We start from the raw sequence: 19,415 nt of genomic DNA on the forward strand, positions 1-19,415 counted from the left end.
GATCAAGCTCCCGTTGTTGTTTTCCAATTCATTTGTTTTATAGATAACTGCTATTTTACAAAAGATCGTCATCGCCCCGCGGACGATAGGCTTTGATGTTATACACCCAGCACAGCCAGTCTGATCAGTGCAAACCATTCGCGGACATAATATGAAACATTCAGTCCCATCGGCGTGTCCGCCGAAATTCCTTTGGCCTCCATGCCTTCATTCTTTGCATAGGTCTGTGCACGCAGCTGATGGAACCCATCCGTAACGATGACCATCTCTCCGGGCAATCTGTTTTTTTCCATGACCTCTTTGCTGAAAGTGATGTTCTCAGCGGTGTTGACGCTGCTGTATTCTTCCATGATTCTTGAAGGTTCAATTCCCTGCTCCACAAGGTAATCCTTCATGGCCCGGCTCTCCGGAACCGGTTCATTCTTCCCTTTTCCACCCGATACGACACAGGCGGCTTCGGGATTTTCCTTTAAATATGCTGCCGCTGCTTCCAGGCGGCGGCTCAGCATCAGACTGGGGTAATAGTTTTCCTCGGTGCCCTTGACCTGGCAGCCCAGCACAACAACCGTGCACTGCTCATCCCTTGAAGGCGCTTTGCCGTAAGCTGCGTACAGCATCATCGAAGTAACGACCACGACAAACACAAGAAACAGGCTGCCGATGACGGCGGAGACAATCTTGACAAGATGGAATTTTGAGCCGCACAGATGCCTGATGCGTTCATGGAAGAAGCCGATTCCGCACAGGATCAGTCCGATGGCGAGCATCATATAGACGCCGGCATGTGCCACACCGTGCATGGTGACCGGCATCAGAGCAAGCAGCAGAACCACAATTCCCAAAATTCCAAAGATGATCATTTACACGTCCCCTTATAAACACCAAAAAGGCCATTTCAATCAAACTGCATCTGAATCAGCCCGATAAAGGAAGTATACACCATTGTATTCAGAATTACAATCTAAAATGTATATCATAACGAAAAACAGATTATTTCATTTCTTCCTGCTGTTCAAAATTCATTCAATTGAAATGGCCCTGCCTATTGCATTATTTCTGTATAATGGACTTGCCGGTCATCTGGGCCGGCTGCGGAATGCCGAGGACATCGAGCATGGTCGGCGCGATATCGGCCAGCCTGCCGCCCTCGCGCAGCTTGCAGTCCTTTCCGACCACGACGAACGGCACCGGGTTGGTGGTGTGCGCCGTGAACGGGGAGCCGTCCGGCTCATACATCTTGTCAGCATTGCCGTGATCGGCTGTGATCAGCGCGACGCCGCCCATCGAAAGCACCTTGTCGACGATCTCGCCGACGCAGGTATCCACCGCTTCGACCGCTTTGACGGCCGCTTCAAACACGCCGGTGTGACCGACCATGTCGCAGTTCGCAAAGTTCAGGATGATGACATCGTATCTGCCGCTGTCAAGGCGTCTGAGCACCTCATCCTTGACTTCAAAGGCGCTCATCTCCGGCTGCAGGTCATAGGTCGCGACCTTCGGAGACGCAATCAGCGCGCGGTCCTCGTTCTCATACGGCTTCTCAAGTCCGCCGTTGAAGAAGAAGGTGACATGCGCGTATTTTTCGGTTTCCGCAATGCGAAGCTGTGTCAGGCCCTTGTCGGAGATGTACTGGCCAAAGGTGTTGTCCAGCGATTCCGGCTTAAAGGCGACCTGCACATTCGGCATCAGCGCGTCGTACTGGGTCATGCAGACGAAGTACAGCGGGAAGAAACCGTTCTTTCTCTCGAATCCATCAAAATCCTCGTCGACCAGCGTGCGGGTAATCTCCCTTGCGCGGTCCGGGCGGAAATTGAAGAAGATGACCGAATCGTTCGGCCTGATATTGCCGTCTTTATCGCAGACTGCCGGTATGACGAATTCGTCGGTAACGCCGGCCGCATAGGACTTCGCCATGACGTCGACCGGATTTTCGTTCTGCACGCCTTCGCTGTAGACAAGCGCGGCATACGCCTTTTCAACGCGCTCCCAGCGGTTGTCGCGGTCCATCGCATAGTATCTGCCCATAATCGAAGCAATTTTTCCGACGCCGATTTCCTGCATCTTCTGTTTCAGTTCGGCAATAAAGTCCTTGCCGGACATCGGGGGAACATCCCTGCCGTCCATGAAGCAATGGACATAGACCTTCTCGAGTCCGCACTTTTTCGCAAGCTCCAGCAATGCGAACAGATGGGTGTTGTGGCTGTGCACACCGCCATCAGACATCAATCCCATCAGGTGCAGGGCGCTGCCGTTTTTCCTGCAGTTTTCAACCGCTTCGATAAACGCTTCCTTGCTGAAGAAATCGCCATCCTGAATCGATTTTGTAATTCTGGTGAGTTCCTGATAGACAATCCGACCGGCGCCGATATTGGTGTGGCCAACCTCACTGTTGCCCATCTGGCCGTCCGGCAGACCGACATCCATGCCGGATGCGCCGATCAGCGTCTTCGGGTTGTTTGCCAGTATTTTATCGAGATGCGGCGTATTCGCTGCAACCACAGCGTTGCCGTAATCCGACTCGTTGTATCCAAAACCATCTAAGATCATAAGAATCAAAGGCTTTTTCAAAATATCCCCTCCTGGTCTGTTCATGCGGCACCGTAAAGGCGCGGTAGGATAAAACGCTTTGCCGTCTGCAAGAGGAAAGCATGCTCCCTTTGCTTCTCCTGTCAGGCCTTAGCCCTTCAGGAACACGGCAGCCAGCGCATCTGCTTATCGCCTGACAATGCCTGTCGTTTTGTATCTGCACACAGGATTAGCTTTACCCTTATTTGCTGGCCGCATTCACAATGACAGCAAAATCAGAAGCTTTCAGGGATGCGCCGCCGATGAGTCCGCCGTCGACATCGTACTGTGCGACGAGTTCATCCGCGTTCTTCGCGTTCATCGAACCGCCGTACTGGATCGTGATGCCGTCCGCGGCCTGTTTGCCATACAGCTTCTCGATCAGCACGCGGATGATATGGCAGACCTCATTTGCCTGTTCGGAGGTAGCCGTTTTGCCGGTTCCAATAGCCCATACCGGCTCGTAGGCGATGATGATATTCTTGAGCTCTTCATTGGTCACGCCCTGCAGCGCAACCTTGGTCTGAAGCGAAACGATCTCTTCGGTGATGCCCTGTTCGCGCTGCTCCAGCAGCTCGCCCACACACAGAATGACCTTCAGACCCGCGTCAAGCGCCGCTCTGACACGTTGGTTGACTGTCTCGTCGGTTTCGCCGAAGTACTGTCTTCTTTCAGAATGGCCGATGATGACATACTTGACGCCCATCTCCTTGAGCATCAGCGCGGAGATTTCACCGGTGAACGCACCGGAATTTGCCCAGTGGCAGTTCTCGGCGCCGACACCGATGTTGGTGCCCTCGGTGAGGTTCAGCGCGGTCTCCAGATTGGTGTACGGCACGCAGATCACGACGTCACAGTCGGCGTCTTTGACCAGCGGAATCATCTCTTCTATCAAAGCCTTTGCTTCGGTTCTATCCTTATTCATCTTCCAGTTTCCGGCGATAACCGCTTTTCTCAAGTTCTTGTTCATAGCTCAACAATCCTTTCAAATCATAAAATGATAAAGTGTCCAGATACAACAAATGTCCGCTATCATGCGGACATTTTGGGACATTTTATAAACGATATGTAACAAAGAAAAATTGGTGACCCGTACGAGAATCGAACTCGTGTCGCCGGCGTGAGAGGCCGGAGTCTTAACCGCTTGACCAACGGGCCGTAATTTTTGTCCCTCATCTATTATAGCTTGTTTTTCTACATACGTTTGAACCTGATGTTACTTTTTTATGAATGATACAGAAATCTTTGGGAGCGGAGCTTCTCCGCTCCCAAAGAACTATCACACAATCTGGATTATTTGTCGTTTAAGCAGGCAATACCCGGCAGTTCCTTGCCTTCGAGGAATTCGAGAGATGCTCCGCCGCCAGTGGAGATATGGGTCATCTTGTCAGCAAAGCCGAGCTTTTCAATCGCCGCTGCGGAGTCGCCGCCGCCGATAATCGAAATCGCGCCGGATTCAGCCACTGCGGTTGCAACGGTTCTGGTTCCGCTTGCGAAGTTTTCCCATTCGGAAACGCCCATCGGTCCATTCCAGACAACGGTGCCAGCGCCTTTGATCGCGTCAGCAAACAGCTGTTCGGTTTCCGGTCCAATGTCAAGGCCCATATAATCGTCCGGCATATGGCCGAGGTCGACGATCTTCATGTTGCAGTCCGGTTTGTACTCGTCGCCTACACGATGGTCAACCGGAAGCAGCAGTTTAACGCCCTTTTCCTTTGCCTTCAGTTCAAGCTCTTTTGCCAGCTCGACCTTATCCTCTTCACAGATGGATTTACCGATCGGATGGTTGTCGGCTTTCACGAAGGTATAAGCCATGCCGCCGCCGATGATCAGGACGTCGACCTTGTCAAGCAGGTTGCTGATAACGCCGATCTTGTCGGAAACCTTTGCGCCGCCGAGGATGGCAACGAACGGTCTCTTCGGATTTTCCAGCGCACCGCCGATCATGGCGATTTCCTTCTCGATCAGGTAGCCGCAGACTGCCGGCAGGTAATCGGCGATGCCGGTGGTGGAGGCGTGCGCTCTGTGGGAAGAGCCGAACGCATCATTCACGAAGATATCCGCCATCGAAGCCAGCTCTTTTGCAAAAGCCGGGTCGTTCTTGGTCTCTTCCTTATGGAAGCGGACATTCTCGATGAGCATGACCTCGCCGTCCTTCAGGGAAGCGGCAAGCGCTTTCGCATCCGGGCCGATGACGTCCTTCGCCATCTTGACTTCCTGGCCGAGCAGCTCGGACAGGCGGACAGCGACCGGCGCCAGCGAATACTGCATGTTGAACTCACCCTTCGGGCGGCCCATATGGGAAGAAAGGATGACCTTTGCTCCATGATCTATTAAATATTTGATGGTTTTCAGTGATTCACGGATACGTTTGTCATCCTGAATAACGCCGTCTGCAATCGGCACATTAAAATCGCAGCGGACAAATACTCTCTTGCCGTTTACATCGATATCCTCAACAGTCTTTTTGTTTAAGGTCATGTTATGCACCCTCCAATATAATTTTTCAAACGACCAGATTGTTAAATTAAAATCAATCTACCGTTATTGTACCCGATTCCTGCATGTTTTGCAAGCTTTTCTAAATTATTTTTGGGATAATTTTCACTTCATTAAAATTTCATGGACTCTGCCCAGTTTTTCCGCGGCCGCGCGCGTTTTCCTGTACATCTGTAAGGAGTCAGGCAGCTTTCAGGCCATGACGAATTATTTTATCCGCAGGAATGCCGAAGAAAATCATAACAGTTTCACCCATTTTATGTATCAATGTTTTTTTTACAGAATATGAACAGTTCTATAATTCTAAAAGAACACCGCCGAAACTTCCGTCAGACGCAGCCGGTCGCCGGCGAATTACAGTGCTCTTCTTAGACAAATTATACAGCGGTACAGCGCCGAAGGCCAGTAAGCCTTCCGGCGCTGTACATCCTGCGGGTTGTTACCGCATCATGGTGGCCGCTTCGTCGATCATGCTGCCGACGGTTTTCATCGCCTTGCCCACATTGCGTTTGATCTTCTTTTTGTTTATCTTCATCGGTTTCTGAGAGAGCATATAGGCGGCGCCGCCCACGACTGCGGTGATCCCGAGACCTGTGATAGCTGTACTGACAACTTTGTTCATCTTCATTTACCCCCTTTGTAATCAGCTACAGGATTAGTATGTCCGTTTGCGCGCAAATCATGTCCGGATGCGCTGTATTAATAGATGTATATTGCGCTAAATTTTGTAAAAAATAATGTCAAACGCAAGCTACCTGTTTGAACTGAAAAGAAGGTTGTGAAAACAATGCCCGATTTTATCCTGTCAAACCCGATCAAAACCGGTGCGCAGCGCGTACCGTACCAATATGCATGGCTGTCCGAGAATGAGTCCTGTGATGTGGCGATTGTCGGCGGCGGCGTTTCGGCGGCGCTTTGTGCCTACTATTTTGCAAAAAGCCACATCAAAACCGTTCTGGTCACCTCCAAGCCGGTCGGCTATGGAAAGAGCTGTGCATTCACCTCGCAGTTCCAATATGAATGCTTCCCCAACCTGTCGCAGGTTATCAAAAAAGCCGGCAAGGACCAGGCCGTCAGCCTGTTCAAGCTGGGAATGGAAGGGCTTAACAACATCGAGGAGCTGTGCAGCGAGCTTGCCGACGACTGCGGCTGCCAGAAACGGGACTGCTTTTATTATACCCACGATGAAGAGCATTACGACGACATCTATGCGGAATACCTGATGCGCCGCCATCTGGGCTGCGATGTGGAATTTCTCGACAAGAAAACCGCGCGGGACCGGTTCTCCTTCCCGCTGGAGGCCGGTGTCTATATGAAGAACGCCGCCTGCGACATCGACAACTACCTGTTCACGCAGGAGCTGATTCACGAAGCGTCACTGCGCGGCTGCCGTGTCTATGAAAACACCGCCGTGGAAGAGATCAGTTCGTTCGACGACCATGTGGTGCTGAACACCTCGACCGGCCGTTCGGTCACCGCGAACAAGGTCATCCTTTCGACCGGGTTCTCTCTCTCGCATTATCTCGGCCTGCCGGTCGTTTCCAGAACGGCCTTCATGGTCGCAACCAAGCCGGTCCCGGACTACACCGGATGGGAGAACCGCTGCATTATCCGCGACATCGACCGTCCGTACAATCAATTCAAGACGACCGCCGATTCCCGCATCATTGCCAGCCGCATCGAGAACCTGTTCGTCAAAACAGATGGGCGCATCTCCAAGCTGATGCCGGCCAAACGCGTCTTCCAGAACCAATATGCCCAGATGACGGAGCGGCTCAACGAGATGTTCCCGGCCATCACCGGTATCCGTCCGGAATTCGAATACGCAGGCCGTTTTGTTGAAACGCGGGACCTTCTTCCGTACGTTGGCGAACATGAGAACTACGGCAATGTCTACTTCAACCTCTGCACCGGCAGCAGCGCCGCGCTGCTGAGCGAACAGTCCGCCAGGCTGCTGCTGGATCTCTACCAGAACAAACCGAATGAAAACCGCGCCGTCTTTTCTCCGCAGAAACGATCCGGCGGAAAAAGCGCAGCAGCACGATAAGGCGGTGTTCTTCACTATACCTCCCACCCGAAAAAGCACTTGTCCAACTGGTATATCTTCGCTGGACAGCGGAAAGTAATATGTATCAATAAAGTACCGCTATATGCTGTTCAGCGGTATGCTTTCATCCCAGGGAAATCATCGCAAAACAGCAGGTTTACCTTTGCTGAACAGTGGAAAGCGTTATATGTCATCATATACCATATATCGCTTTAGAATCTTTGTGTCGATTTGAGCAAAATCTATTGAGCCTTGTTATATTCAAAGCAATAGATCTTGTCAACAGCCACAATATACTAAAAGAAAAGCAATAGATCTTGTCAACAGCCACAATATACTAAAAGAAGCGTTCTTTATTCCGACATTTTTTGCATTATTCACAAAAGATTAAGTGGAGTTTCATGGATTGTTAGACTTTCCTATAGTATAATACAATCAATCTTACAATATAAAGGAACGGTTCTAACATGAAATATAAAAAGACGCTCTTATCCCTGCTGGGGATTCTTCTATCTGCTTCCATCCTGTTGAGCGGCTGTTCCGGTCGGAAAATCACAGACGCCAAACAGGCTGTCGCATACCTGTTTGAATCGGCACAGAAAGCGGACGCCGATGCACTGGAAGAGGCTGTCGGCAATAAAAAGCAGTTGGATATCAAAAAAGTTCTTCAGGATGAGAACTACCGGGAAGTGCTGGAAACACTGCTGTCCCAGCTGGTGTACACAGTTGGGGAACCGGTGCTTGACCAGCAGAACGACAACATCGCTACGGTTCCGGTGGTTTACACCTATGCGGACGTCGGCGATATCTATCAGCAGGCGTACACCGACAAGCTGCAGGACAATATGAGCGAAGAGGAGAAAACGGCGCTCAAAAAGGAAGCATCCCAGGCAATACAGGACGCCATCGATAACGCAAGCGTTTCATTCAAGGAAACCAATCTTGAATTGACCGCTGTCAAGGTATACGGAAGCTGGTATGTCAGTATTCCGGACGAGCTGGAAGAACAGCTGTCGGCCGGGATCCTGCGGGGACTGGCCCAGTCGCATCAAACGGATGCCAGCGCAGACGTTTCCGCCGCATCGCAGAGAACGCCGCGCTACGATATCGCTTGAACCTCAAAGTCTTTTAACTGTATATAAGAGGAGATGTTTCGTCTCCTCTTTGTTTTTTATTACGGAAGGAGCTTGACATGAAAACGGTGCTGACCGCTATCAACGCCAAATACATCCATACCAATCTGGCTGTCCGTTACTTGAAAACCTACGCTCAAAAGCATGGATGCACCGGCATCCATCTGGCCGAATACACAATCAACCATTACAACGATTACATATTGAGCGAACTCTACCGGCAAAAACCCGATTTACTGATCTTCTCGTGTTATATTTGGAACATCCGGCAGGTGCTGGATATTGCCAGCACCTATAAAAAGGTCTCCCCTTCCACAACGATTATCCTCGGCGGCCCGGAGGTTTCCTTTGAACAGCCGTCTTTTCTGGAAGATCATCGTTGTGTCGACGCGGTGATGAAGGGGGAAGGCGAAGGGACCTTCGTCTCGCTCCTGCGGCATTTCTCCGGGGATGGACTGCCGCTTTCCAAAATTCCTGGACTGCTTTACCGGGATGACGCCGGCTGTCACGACACTGGCTCCTGCACGGCAATCGATCTCGATGAACTGCCGTTCCCCTATCCGGATGGCTTCGACGCATTGAAAGACAGAATTCTGTACTACGAGGCCTCACGGGGCTGTCCGTTTAACTGTCAGTATTGCCTGTCCTCTTCCTTTCACGGTGTACGGTTCCGCTCGGTCGAGCGGGTTCGGCAGGATTTGCAGGTCTTTCTGGATGCCCAGGTTCGGCAGGTCAAGTTCGTAGACAGGACCTTCAACGCCGACCGGAAATTCGCATGGGAAATCTGGAGGTTTTTGAGTGAACATGACAATGGGGTCACAAATTTTCACTTTGAGATTTCGGCAGACCTGCTGGATGAAGAGACCATTGCGTATTTAAATACGGTTCGGGACGGGCTGTTTCAATTTGAGATCGGCGTGCAGTCCACCAATCCGCAGACGCTGAAGGCCATCCAGCGTGCCGACCGGTTTGATGCGATTTCCCGAACCGTGCAGGCTGTTCAAAAAGGACGCAACATCCATCAGCATCTGGATCTGATCGCCGGCCTGCCGCATGAGGACTATCCGTCGTTCGCGGAATCCTTCAATGCGGTGTACCGGTTGCATCCTGAGCAGCTGCAGCTGGGATTTCTCAAGGTACTGAAAGGTTCCGGCATGCGGCGCATGTGTGAGGAGCTTTCCATCTCCTATCACGACGCTCCGCCTTATGAGGTTCTGAGCACCGACGCGCTTTCATTTGATGAAATTCTGCAGCTTAAGGCCATCGAACACATGGTGGAAACCTACTACAACAGCGCCCGCTTCGGCCGCACACTCCGGTTTGTCGTTCCGTTCTGGGACACACCGTTTTCTTTCTTTGAAGAGCTGGCCGAATACTATGCGCAAAGCGGCATGCAGAATGCCAGTCACAGCCAATTTGAAATGATCTCTTTTCTGTACCGGTTTTTCAGTGCGCGTTTTCCCGCGTCGGCCGATAAAGCGGCGTGGATGCTGCGCTTCGATATGTATCTGCATGAGAAAATCCGAAAGTTTCCCGACTTCATGGAAACGGACCGGACCGGGCTTTACGCGAAAGCCATTCTCGGCTTTTATCAGGATGAACAGAATATTCAGCGGTATCTTCCATCCTTTAGAGATATGGAGCCGAAGCGCATTCTGCGGCTGGTGCACATTGAGGTATTCCCGTTTGACGCAGAACAGCCTGCGCGCGAGGGCCGCTGCGCTTACCTGTTCGACTACAGCCGCCGCGACCTGCTGGGAAACGCCCTGGCGCAGAAGATTGATCTGTCTGGTATTGGATGAACGCATCGTAAATAACGTACAGTATTGACTTCACCGCATGGCAGACTGCATGGTTGACCATTTAACAGACACATGTTGTTTTTGGTTTTTCTGGTTCATTCGATATGGAGATAATTTCAATGGTCCATACTGGTACGTCTCCTCTGTATTTCTGATATTCCGGCTATTCGATCGAATCTTAACGCACAAAACGCCCGCTTCTTCCCTTTTTCGGTGCTTCATACTTGAAAATCAACCTTTTTGCATAATTTCGACTTAATTTTAGATTGAAAAATTGAACGATTTGTATTATACTAATATACCTATAGTCATAAACAGCCCGCATCCGACAGCATTCCATATCTGTCAGCATGATCCGACCGCAAAAAGCCGGATGGGCTTTTCGATTCATCCCCTGCACATCTGATGCAGGATTACTTTTTGTACTTTTGAAACGGAGGTTGGACTCTTTGAATCAGATCAAAACCGGATTCATCGGGGCGGGCAACATGGCGTCCGCTATCATCAATGGGATTTTGAGCAACGGCATTCTGGAGCCGTCTGAGATTGCTGTGACGGACATCGATTCCGCAAAGGTGGAGAAGCTCAGCCAGAAAGGCGTCGTCGGGATGCCGCACGCTTCTGAGGTTGTCAGACAGGCAAAATATATCTTTCTGGCCGTCAAGCCACAGCACATCGAATCCGTATTGGAAGGGATATGCGGCGACGTCCGGGATGAGAATGTCTTTATCTCCATTGCGGCCGGCATATCGGGCGGTTTCATCAAGGAAAAGCTGCAGAAAGACGTCCGTCTGGTTTTGGCCATGCCCAACACGCCGCTGCTTCTGGGCTGCGGGGCAACGGCAGTCTGCAGAATCGATCCAACCGGCGAAGATGAATTTCGGTTTGTACAGGACATCTTTTCTTCCGCGGGGATGGCAAAAGTGATCAGCAGCGACAAGATGAATGAGATCATTCCAGTCAACGGCAGTTCCCCCGCTTTCATCTACCAATTCACCAAGTGCTTTGTCGAGGAAGCCGTTCAGAACGGCATCGACCGCTCGTCTGCGCTGGAGCTGTTCTGTCAGTCGCTGATCGGGTCAGCCAAGATGATGACCGAAAGCGGCTATGACCTCGATGAACTGATTAAAATGGTCTCCTCTCCCGGCGGCACCACCATTGCCGGGCTGAAAGCACTCAGGGAACACGGCTTTGAGGATGCCGTATGCGCCGCATCCAGAGACTGTATCAAGCGGGCTTACGAGCTTGGGAAATAATTCTTTTCCTGTATCGTTTGCACACGGAAGATGGCCGGGGAATCCTGTACAAGACTGTGCATTTCAACGGGAGGGTCTCAGGCGCATAATCTTGTCCATCACCGCATAGGTATTAGTGAGCATCCTCTGGGGATGTCCCACTATAACAGATAGTAAGGTGATGAAAGATGATCCGGACAGCAAAACGGCAGAAGTTCGACAAAAGCGCATTCTTTACATACGTCAAAAAAAATTACCGAAGCATTCTTTTCTTTGCGCTCTTTTTTATCGGCATGATCATCGGCGCAATGCTCATCAGGAATGCGCCGGGCGAAACGCTTGACAACCTGGCATCGATCACCGGCGGATTTGTGGACAAACGCGCACAGCAATCCTTTGCCGATACGCTGATATCATCTTTTATGTCCAATTCGCTGTATCTGATGCTGCTGTTTATCTTTGGTTTCTGTGCGATCGCACAGCCGTTTATCACTGCCGTCCCGCTTTTTAAAGGGCTGGGACTCGGGTTTTCAATCGGATACTTTTACGCTTATTATAAGCTGCAGGGGCTTTTATATGTACTGCTTATCATCCTGCCGGGCGCATTGATTACGACCGCCGTTGTGATTGCAGCCTGCAATCAGGCATACAGCCTTTCCCTGATCTTTCTGCGGGGCATCAACCCCAACAATAACAAAAGTCCAAACAATCAACCGAGCATTACAATCAAAAAATATATGATGCGGTATGTGTTTTTCCTGGTGGTCATACTGGTATCGTCTTCATTTGAAGCAATTTGTTCTTCATTGTTCGGACGATTCTTTTCTTTTTAGTGAGGAGATCTGAAAAATGATACGCTATCTTACAGAATTCGAGGACTATCTCAAGAATGAAAAATCTGTATCCAAAAATACATTTGAATCCTATATGCGGGATCTTCGGAAGTTTTTAAATTATCTCACCGCGCATTCGGTCAGCAGCCTGGGTGCGGTGGACGAGGGCATTCTGAACCGGTATATCGATTACCTGTTCGACGATGGCAAGAGCTCCGCCACGGTGACACGCAGCATTGCTTCCATCAAATGCTTCTTTCAATGCATGATCGGCAAGGGCTATCTCACTGAAAATCCTGTCCTGCAGATCCGCATGCAGCGCTGTTACAAAAAAGCGCCGCAGATCCTTTCCGGCGCTGAGGTTGAGCTGCTGCTGAACAGCCCGGATATCACCGATGACAAGGGAATCCGCGACAGGGCCATGCTGGAGGTACTCTATGCAACCGGCATCCGGGTTTCGGAGCTGATCGCGCTGGATCTCGACTGCGTGGACCTGAATGCCAAGACCATCCTTTGCAGAAATGAACGCTGCGCGCGGGTGATCCCGCTGTATCCGCAGGCGGTCTGCGCATTGGAACGGTATCTGTATCTGGTCCGCACCGCTTATGTCAGCACCGAACGATCCCAGCGGGAGCCGCTGTTTATGAATCTCAATGGAAAACGGCTGACCCGGCAGGGCTTCTGGAAGATCATCAAGGTCTATGCAAGGCAGGCAGGCATCCGGCAGGAGATCACGCCGCATACGCTGCGCCATTCCTTTGCCGTGCATCTGCTCAAGGGCGGCGCTTCATTAAACGACGTCAAGGATATTCTGGGACATGCCGACATCTCTTCGACGCAGGTCTACTCCGATGTGTTGGACAACCAGTTCCGCAATGTGTACAACAAATGTCACCCGAAGGCAAAACAATCGATTTAATCTGTTTTCTCTCCGCCCCTCGTATCTTTCCGTTCCAGACGGAAAAGCGGGGGGTTTTTACGTCTCTACCCGACAGCTTAGATAAAAGCCAAACGCGGAGGATTTTGCCGCGGAGCCTGCTTTCGGATAGCCTATAGACAGACTGGTGAATCAAGGAGCTGCAGAATAGAAATTCTGCAGAATTGCACGTCATCCGTTCGGATGAAAACGCATTTTGTTTACAGAAAATATTTTGAGATTCGCCAAAAACTGTGCTATACTTGAAAACTGAAAGTACATTAGAGTGGAGGAAACTACTATGTCAGATATCATTAGAATTGGCATTGCGGGCTACGGCAATCTCGGCCGCGGCGTTGAGGCGGCCATCAGCCAGAATCCGGACACCGAGCTTGTTGGAATCTTCTCCCGGAGGGATCCCGCTTCGGTCAAACCGCTGACCGGTGTCAAGGTATATACCATAGAGGAAGCGCAGAAGCTGCAGGATCAGATCGACGTGATGATCCTCTGCGGCGGTTCTGCCACCGACCTTCCTGAGCAGGGCCCCCAATTTGCAAAGCTGTTCAACACCATCGACAGCTTTGACACGCACGCGAAGATTCCCGCTTACTTCGAAGCGGTGAATGAAGCGGCCAGCGCGTCGAAGCATGTGTCCATCATCTCGGTCGGATGGGACCCGGGACTGTTCTCGCTGAACCGTCTGTACGCGGAATCGGTGCTTCCGAACGGCAAAAACTACACCTTCTGGGGTAAGGGACTCAGCCAGGGACATTCCGATGCAATCCGCCGGATAGACGGCGTGGAACATGCCGTCCAGTATACCATTCCGATTGAAGCTGCGATGGAAAAGGTGCGCAGCGGCGAAAATCCGGTCTTTACCACTCGCCAGCAGCATCTGCGCGACTGCTATGCCGTCGCAAGGGAGGGTGCGGACACGGCGAGAATCGAAGCGGAAATCGTGAATATGCCGAACTACTTCGCGGACTATGACACGACGGTTCACTTCATCTCCAAAGAAGAATTCCAGAAGAACCACACCACCATGGCGCACGGCGGATTTGTCCTGCGCAGCGGCACAACCGGCCTGCAGAATGAAACCAAGCAGCTGATCGAGTATTCCTTGAAGCTGGATTCCAACCCGCAGTTCACCGCCAGCGTGCTCGTCGCCTATGCGCGCGCCGCCTACCGGCTCTCCAAAGAACAGAATTACGGCGCAAAGACCGTATTCGACATTGCGCCGGCCTATCTGAGCCCGAAGGATGGACAGACACTGCGTAAAGAGATGCTTTAATACTGTCGCCGTTAAACGCTATACCAGCCATGCGATGTGGATTTCCATGCCGCATGGCTCTTTTGTTCCCGGCTACAGATATCTTTTTGGGAACAATGCTGGATTGGAGGTTACATGATGAAGATCATCAAGCGGATCGGCATCCTGCTTGGATTTCTGATTCTCTGCGCATTGCTGGCGCTCGGCTATGCGTTTCTGATAGAACCCGCGCTGACGGTGACCAGCATCCACAGCTTTGGACAGGACGGTTCGGACGCACATCTGCGCGTCGTACAGCTTACCGATATCCAGGTCAGCGAATCCTACTCCGAAGACAGGCTCGCGAAGCTTGCCGAAAAGGTCAACGCCCTCTCCCCCGATGTCATTGTGTTCACCGGGGATTTGTTCGACAACTACGCGCAGTATCATCCGACGGAAGCGGTGACAGCGGCGCTTTCCGCGTTTCGGGCGCAATATGGGAAATATGCGGTCTGGGGAAATCGGGACTATGGCGGCGGCGCGCAGCGCATCTATGAACAGGTTCTGTTCGATGCGGATTTTACACTGCTGGAAAATGACAGCGTCTCCATCCCCCTTTCAGACGGCACACTGCTGATCGGTGGGCTTGACGACGCTTTGCTGGGCGCACCCGACATCCCGGCCGTATCGGCATCGATGCAGCAGACAGCCGACTACAGAATCCTGCTGCTGCATGAACCGGATATTGCGGACGACCTACCCTCCGGCACCGCGGATCTGCTGCTGGCCGGGCACAGCCATGGCGGACAGGTCCGGATTCCGCCGTTTTTCGACGGCATTAAAAACACGCTTGCGGGAACCTATACAAGGGGCTTTTATGAAGTGAACGGCATGCGGCTGTATGTCAGCAGCGGACTCGGAACCTCCCATATCCCGGTACGTTTCCTGGTTCCGCCTGAAATTGCAGTGTTCGACATCTCGTTCTAACCGGCGGAAGAGCGCATTTTGAATTTCAATATGGCACAAATATTTCTTCTATCCCTTTCATCACTTATCAGTGACATGCTTTGTCGTCCCGAAATTTTCATCCAGCATACATTCATTTATATTCATACAGCGATTCCATGATACAAATTCCTCTGCCTGTTTCCAGAAGCATCTTAAAACAAGCATATCGATATTCCCAAAAATACAGGGCCGTCTCACGTTTATTGTGGGACGGCCCTTCGCAGATAAAAAAAGAGGCAGGGAAAATCCCTGCCCTGCTATATCCATTTCGGTAAACAATGTTATGACCTGCCGTATGCGCCGATTCTCTCTTTATCTGGCTAATCTGAGCAGCCGCAGCCGCACTCGTCGTCGGAATCATCCTCCTGCAGTCTTGGCGGGAAGAATTCATCGGTCGGGAATTTGATCTTTTTGAACAGACAGCACGGATCATCGGTGGTCGTCTCGCATTCCTTATCCGGCATGCAGTACTCATAGGTCGGAATCAACAGGGAGACGTCTCTTTCCAGCTGTACAATGGAGAAGATACCCAATGTGATAAGTACAGTCTTACTCGGGGTTCCGCAGCAGCAGAAATCTCCGGGATAACGGCTTGCGATCGGCGCTGGTACGGAAATGGTCGTTTCAAGCGGCAGCCGGCATTCGCATGGCTCGATCAGCTTGCAGCCCAGCACAACCGGCTCCGCAACCTGCACGGTCGCTTTCGGCTTGTTGGTTGGGAACGAGCATTCCGGATCGGTCCAGGATGAACCGGAGACAAACCGTTTGACATTCCGCTCACTGCCGTACAGGATGACTTTTTTACAGAAGGTCGCAAGACCGTCCACAGCCACCGGCGGTGCAATCGGAGATGTATACGCATTCATCTGTACATTCAGGAAGAAGGTCATATCCACGCAGTAGAAGCCCTTGTTGAACGGCACGGATTCCACATCGAGGAATACATTGGTCACATCGACGTCCCTGACTTTGACGGTCATAGCCTGGTCGATGACGGGCTGCACGGAGTTCGTAAAGAATACCTGCAAGTCTTCCCAGCAGTCTTTGTCGCTACAGGAATCATATATTCTTGCCGCATCGATACAGACCGCTTCTTTTATGCAGCCAAGGTCGGATGCTTGCATGTTAGGTTCTGCCATATAAATCCTCCTAATAAAAAAATTGTTTGAAAGCTTTTGAACTTCAATACTATTTTATGTAATCGCCCGATTTTTGTGAACCTTTTTGAGAAATTGCTCAGGATTTTGTTTGAACCGTCTCAAAATCCGGGTTCCAGGCAGCTGTAGGAGGATCAAAATCGCATTGATGAGGGCCTTTCATGGCCTTGGGCCAAGCCATCCGTATATTTCGCATGGGGAAAGGTATTCCCCAGCCAGTTTGTCTGACCTCGACGATCGATTCCTGCATCAACGCCTGAACGTTATATGATAGCTTTTTCCTGCCCGGTCATATGGATTCTTTCAGCTGAAACACCATTGGTGCCGGTTTTCATATGGTATTCTAACATATCATAAAAGCCGCCCGATACATCCCGGGCGGCTTTTTCACAGCTGGCAGAAAGCCAGCGGTCTTCCTCTTTATATTATTCTATTCAAGAATGCTGAGTTTTGCGAAATTCCCCATGATTTTTTTGGTTCCAACCTTGTCAAAGGAAATTTCCAGCAGCACATCCCCCGCCATAGGCGTGGAACCGACGACAAGACCCTCTCCGAACACCTTGTGCTGTACACGCGTGCCGACCTTGATCTGCTGGGTCAGATGATTGGTCTCCATCTTTCCCGCTATGCCGATCTCCTTGCCGACGCGCGCGGAGAGCTTGCGCTTATCCACAAAGGGGACGGTGGGTTCCTGCTTGATCTTCTGCAGGGTGCTGTCGGTGTAATCGATCAGCTCCGCCGGCAGCTCCTTGATAAAGCGCGACGCCGAATTCTTCTTGGTCTGTCCGAAGATCATGCGGATGTTCGCATTGGTCAGATAGAGCTTCTTCTTGGCGCGGGTGATCGCGACATAGCAAAGCCGCCGCTCCTCCTCCACCTCATCCGGGTTGTAAATGACCTGCGTACCCGGGAAGATGCCCTCCTCCATGCCGGCAATGAAGACATATGGGAACTCCAGACCCTTTGCGGAGTGCATGGTCATCAGCGTTACACAGTCGTCGTCCTCGTTCATGCGGTCGATGTCGGTGTACAATGACACCTCTTCCAGGAAGCCCGCCAGAGACGGCTCCGGTGAATCCTGCTCATATTTGATGATGTTGGATACCAATTCCTCGATATTCTCAATACGGGTTCTGCCTTCAAAGCCCTGCTGCATCAGGCTGTCGATATAGCCGGTTTCGCGAAGCAATGTGTGGATCAGCTCCTCAAGCGAGGTGTCCGCCTCCATATCCATCATCTGCTGAATCATATTGGCAAACGAGATCAGCACCTTGCTTTTGCGGTAGAGATGCTCGTATTCATCGGCATGGGACAGCACCTCAAAGATGCTGACACCCTGTTCCTCGGCGATATCGGTCGCCGCCGCAAGCGTCGCGTTGCCGATGCCGCGCTTCGGCTCATTGATGATGCGCCGAAGCCGGACGTTGTCGTTCGGGTTGTTGATCAGGCTCAGATACGCGATGATATCCTTGATCTCCTTGCGCTCATAGAAGCGCAGGCCGCCAATGATGCGGTAGGAGATACCGTGCTTGACGAAGCTTTTCTCGATGCTGTTCGACTGCGAATTCATGCGGTACAGCACCGCATGATCAGAGAACTTCGCGCCGTTCTGCACATTCTCCATGACCGTATCCGCGATGAAGACCGCTTCGTGCAGCTCGTCGCTTGCACGGTACACCTTGATCGGGTCGCCCTTGTCATTGTGGGTCCAGAGGGTTTTCCCTTTCCGGTTGACATTGTTCGCAATGACGCTGTTTGCGACATCCAGGATGGTCTGGGTACAGCGGTAGTTCTCCTCAAGCCGGATGACCAGCGCGTTCCCGAACTGCTCCTCAAAGTTCATGATATTTTCGATCGTCGCGCCGCGAAACTTATAGATGCTCTGGTCGTCGTCGCCGACCACGCACAGGTTGTGATGCTTCTCAGCCAGCAGGCTTACAAGCTTGTACTGCGCATGGTTGGTGTCCTGATACTCATCCACCATGATGTACCGCCAGCGGTTCTGGTAGTATTCCAGCACATCGGGATATTCCTGCAGAAGGCGGACCGTCAACACAATGATGTCGTCGAAGTCCACCGCGTCCGAGCGCTTCAGAATTTCCTGATAGCGTCTGTAGACCTGGGAAACGATCGATTTGCGGTAATCCTCCCCGGCCGCCGCTTCACAGTACTGTACGGTATGCAAGCTGTCCTTCTCCCGGCCGATGGCATGCAGGATCGACTTCGGCGTAAACATCTTTTCATCGACGTTCAGCTCCTTCAGGCAGTCCTTGATCAGCCGCAGGGAATCGTCGGTGTCGTAGATCGTAAAATTCTTGGAATAGCCCAGCTTGTCGATGTTCCTTCTGAGCATCCGCACGCAGGCCGAATGGAAGGTGCTGGCCTGAATGTCCTGCGCCTGCTCGCCGAGCATGCCGGACAGGCGTTCCTTCAGCTCCCCTGCGGCCTTATTCGTAAAGGTGATCGCCAGGATGTTCCAAGGGCGGACCGTCTGATGCGCAATCAGCTGCTGCAGATGGTCCTCATCCTGTTCCTTTCCGGCGATGAAATCCTCCAAAAAGTTAAAATCCTGATCGCTGAGCGTTTCATCTATTGTCTCGGTGCTGTAAGCGTCTCCAAACCGGATCATATTGGCAATCCGGTTGACCAGCACGGTTGTCTTTCCGCTGCCGGCGCCCGCAAGGATCAATACCGGGCCGTTTACGGCAAAGACCGCCTTCCTCTGCTGGCCGTTCATGCGGCTGAAAACCTTTTCCAGCGCCTGTTTCCTGAGCTGTCTCCATCTGGCTGCGTTTTTGTTATCCATATACACCCACCTATGTAGTTTTCCTGTTTCTGTTCCGTTCTTATAACCATCCTCATTATACCGGACAGAAATTGAACAGATATGAAAAAAATTCGCCTTTTCTTTATATTATAGCATTTTCAAATAAAAATAGCAATTCCGGACCTGGAAGGCCTGGAATTGCTA

15 protein-coding genes and 1 tRNA gene are annotated in these 19,415 nt (G+C 51.4%); 8 read left to right on the forward strand and 8 right to left on the reverse strand.

The features are described from left to right. Window positions 1–98 precede the first annotated feature (98 nt). The 6 genes from BN348_RS06430 to BN348_RS06455 all read right to left on the reverse strand — a co-directional run bounded on the left by BN348_RS06430 (window position 99) and on the right by BN348_RS06455 (window position 5,686). Window positions 99–860: a YdcF family protein gene (locus BN348_RS06430; protein ID WP_052446775.1), complete on the reverse strand. Its 762-nt coding sequence runs from the start codon at window positions 858–860 to the stop codon at window positions 99–101. Window positions 861–1,050: 190 nt separating this feature from the next. Continuing rightward, complete coding sequence (gpmI, locus tag BN348_RS06435) at window positions 1,051–2,568, reverse strand: 2,3-bisphosphoglycerate-independent phosphoglycerate mutase (protein ID WP_040196999.1); 1,518 nt, start codon at window positions 2,566–2,568, stop codon at window positions 1,051–1,053. 199 nt (window positions 2,569–2,767) lie between these two features. Further along, window positions 2,768–3,535, reverse strand: coding sequence for a triose-phosphate isomerase (tpiA, locus tag BN348_RS06440; RefSeq protein ID WP_040197000.1), 768 nt, complete (start codon window positions 3,533–3,535; stop codon window positions 2,768–2,770). A gap of 113 nt (window positions 3,536–3,648) precedes the next feature. Beyond that, window positions 3,649–3,723, reverse strand: a tRNA-Glu gene (locus BN348_RS06445). Window positions 3,724–3,858: 135 nt separating this feature from the next. Next, the gene (locus tag BN348_RS06450; RefSeq protein ID WP_040197001.1) at window positions 3,859–5,046 is read right to left on the reverse strand and encodes a phosphoglycerate kinase; all 1,188 of its coding nucleotides are present in this window, start codon (window positions 5,044–5,046) and stop codon (window positions 3,859–3,861) included. Window positions 5,047–5,503: 457 nt separating this feature from the next. Next, window positions 5,504–5,686 (reverse strand): hypothetical protein, encoded by a 183-nt coding sequence (locus BN348_RS06455; RefSeq protein ID WP_156136442.1) that lies wholly within the window; start codon window positions 5,684–5,686, stop codon window positions 5,504–5,506. A gap of 165 nt (window positions 5,687–5,851) precedes the next feature. On the opposite strand from BN348_RS06455, the gene BN348_RS06460 reads away from it, so the two are divergent. From BN348_RS06460 to BN348_RS06495, 8 genes are all read left to right on the forward strand, one after another. After that, window positions 5,852–7,111: an NAD(P)/FAD-dependent oxidoreductase gene (locus BN348_RS06460; RefSeq protein WP_040197003.1), complete on the forward strand. Its 1,260-nt coding sequence runs from the start codon at window positions 5,852–5,854 to the stop codon at window positions 7,109–7,111. A gap of 467 nt (window positions 7,112–7,578) precedes the next feature. After that, window positions 7,579–8,226, forward strand: a complete 648-nt coding sequence (locus tag BN348_RS06465; protein ID WP_040197004.1) for a hypothetical protein — start codon at window positions 7,579–7,581, stop codon at window positions 8,224–8,226. A gap of 77 nt (window positions 8,227–8,303) precedes the next feature. Continuing rightward, complete coding sequence (locus BN348_RS06470) at window positions 8,304–10,046, forward strand: B12-binding domain-containing radical SAM protein (RefSeq protein ID WP_040197005.1); 1,743 nt, start codon at window positions 8,304–8,306, stop codon at window positions 10,044–10,046. 449 nt (window positions 10,047–10,495) lie between these two features. Then, window positions 10,496–11,302 (forward strand): pyrroline-5-carboxylate reductase, encoded by an 807-nt coding sequence (proC, locus tag BN348_RS06475; RefSeq protein WP_242844317.1) that lies wholly within the window; start codon window positions 10,496–10,498, stop codon window positions 11,300–11,302. A gap of 167 nt (window positions 11,303–11,469) precedes the next feature. Next, window positions 11,470–12,114: a stage II sporulation protein M gene (locus BN348_RS06480; RefSeq protein WP_040197006.1), complete on the forward strand. Its 645-nt coding sequence runs from the start codon at window positions 11,470–11,472 to the stop codon at window positions 12,112–12,114. Window positions 12,115–12,130: 16 nt separating this feature from the next. Beyond that, window positions 12,131–13,033 (forward strand): tyrosine-type recombinase/integrase, encoded by a 903-nt coding sequence (locus BN348_RS06485; RefSeq protein WP_040197007.1) that lies wholly within the window; start codon window positions 12,131–12,133, stop codon window positions 13,031–13,033. 298 nt (window positions 13,034–13,331) lie between these two features. Next, window positions 13,332–14,321, forward strand: coding sequence for a diaminopimelate dehydrogenase (locus BN348_RS06490; protein ID WP_040197008.1), 990 nt, complete (start codon window positions 13,332–13,334; stop codon window positions 14,319–14,321). Between the two features lie 117 nt (window positions 14,322–14,438). Then, window positions 14,439–15,266 carry a metallophosphoesterase gene (locus tag BN348_RS06495; protein ID WP_040197009.1) on the forward strand — a complete coding sequence of 276 codons (828 nt, stop codon included), beginning with the start codon at window positions 14,439–14,441 and terminating at the stop codon, window positions 15,264–15,266. Between the two features lie 341 nt (window positions 15,267–15,607). Here BN348_RS06495 and BN348_RS06500 read toward each other — a convergent pair whose 3' ends face one another. Further along, window positions 15,608–16,426 (reverse strand): hypothetical protein, encoded by an 819-nt coding sequence (locus BN348_RS06500; RefSeq protein WP_040197010.1) that lies wholly within the window; start codon window positions 16,424–16,426, stop codon window positions 15,608–15,610. 448 nt (window positions 16,427–16,874) lie between these two features. After that, window positions 16,875–19,250 (reverse strand): ATP-dependent helicase, encoded by a 2,376-nt coding sequence (locus BN348_RS06505; RefSeq protein WP_040197011.1) that lies wholly within the window; start codon window positions 19,248–19,250, stop codon window positions 16,875–16,877. Between the last annotated feature and the right edge of the window lie 165 nt (window positions 19,251–19,415).

Source organism: Candidatus Soleaferrea massiliensis AP7, from assembly GCF_000820765.1.
Lineage (GTDB): Bacteria > Bacillota > Clostridia > Oscillospirales > Ruminococcaceae > Soleaferrea > Soleaferrea massiliensis.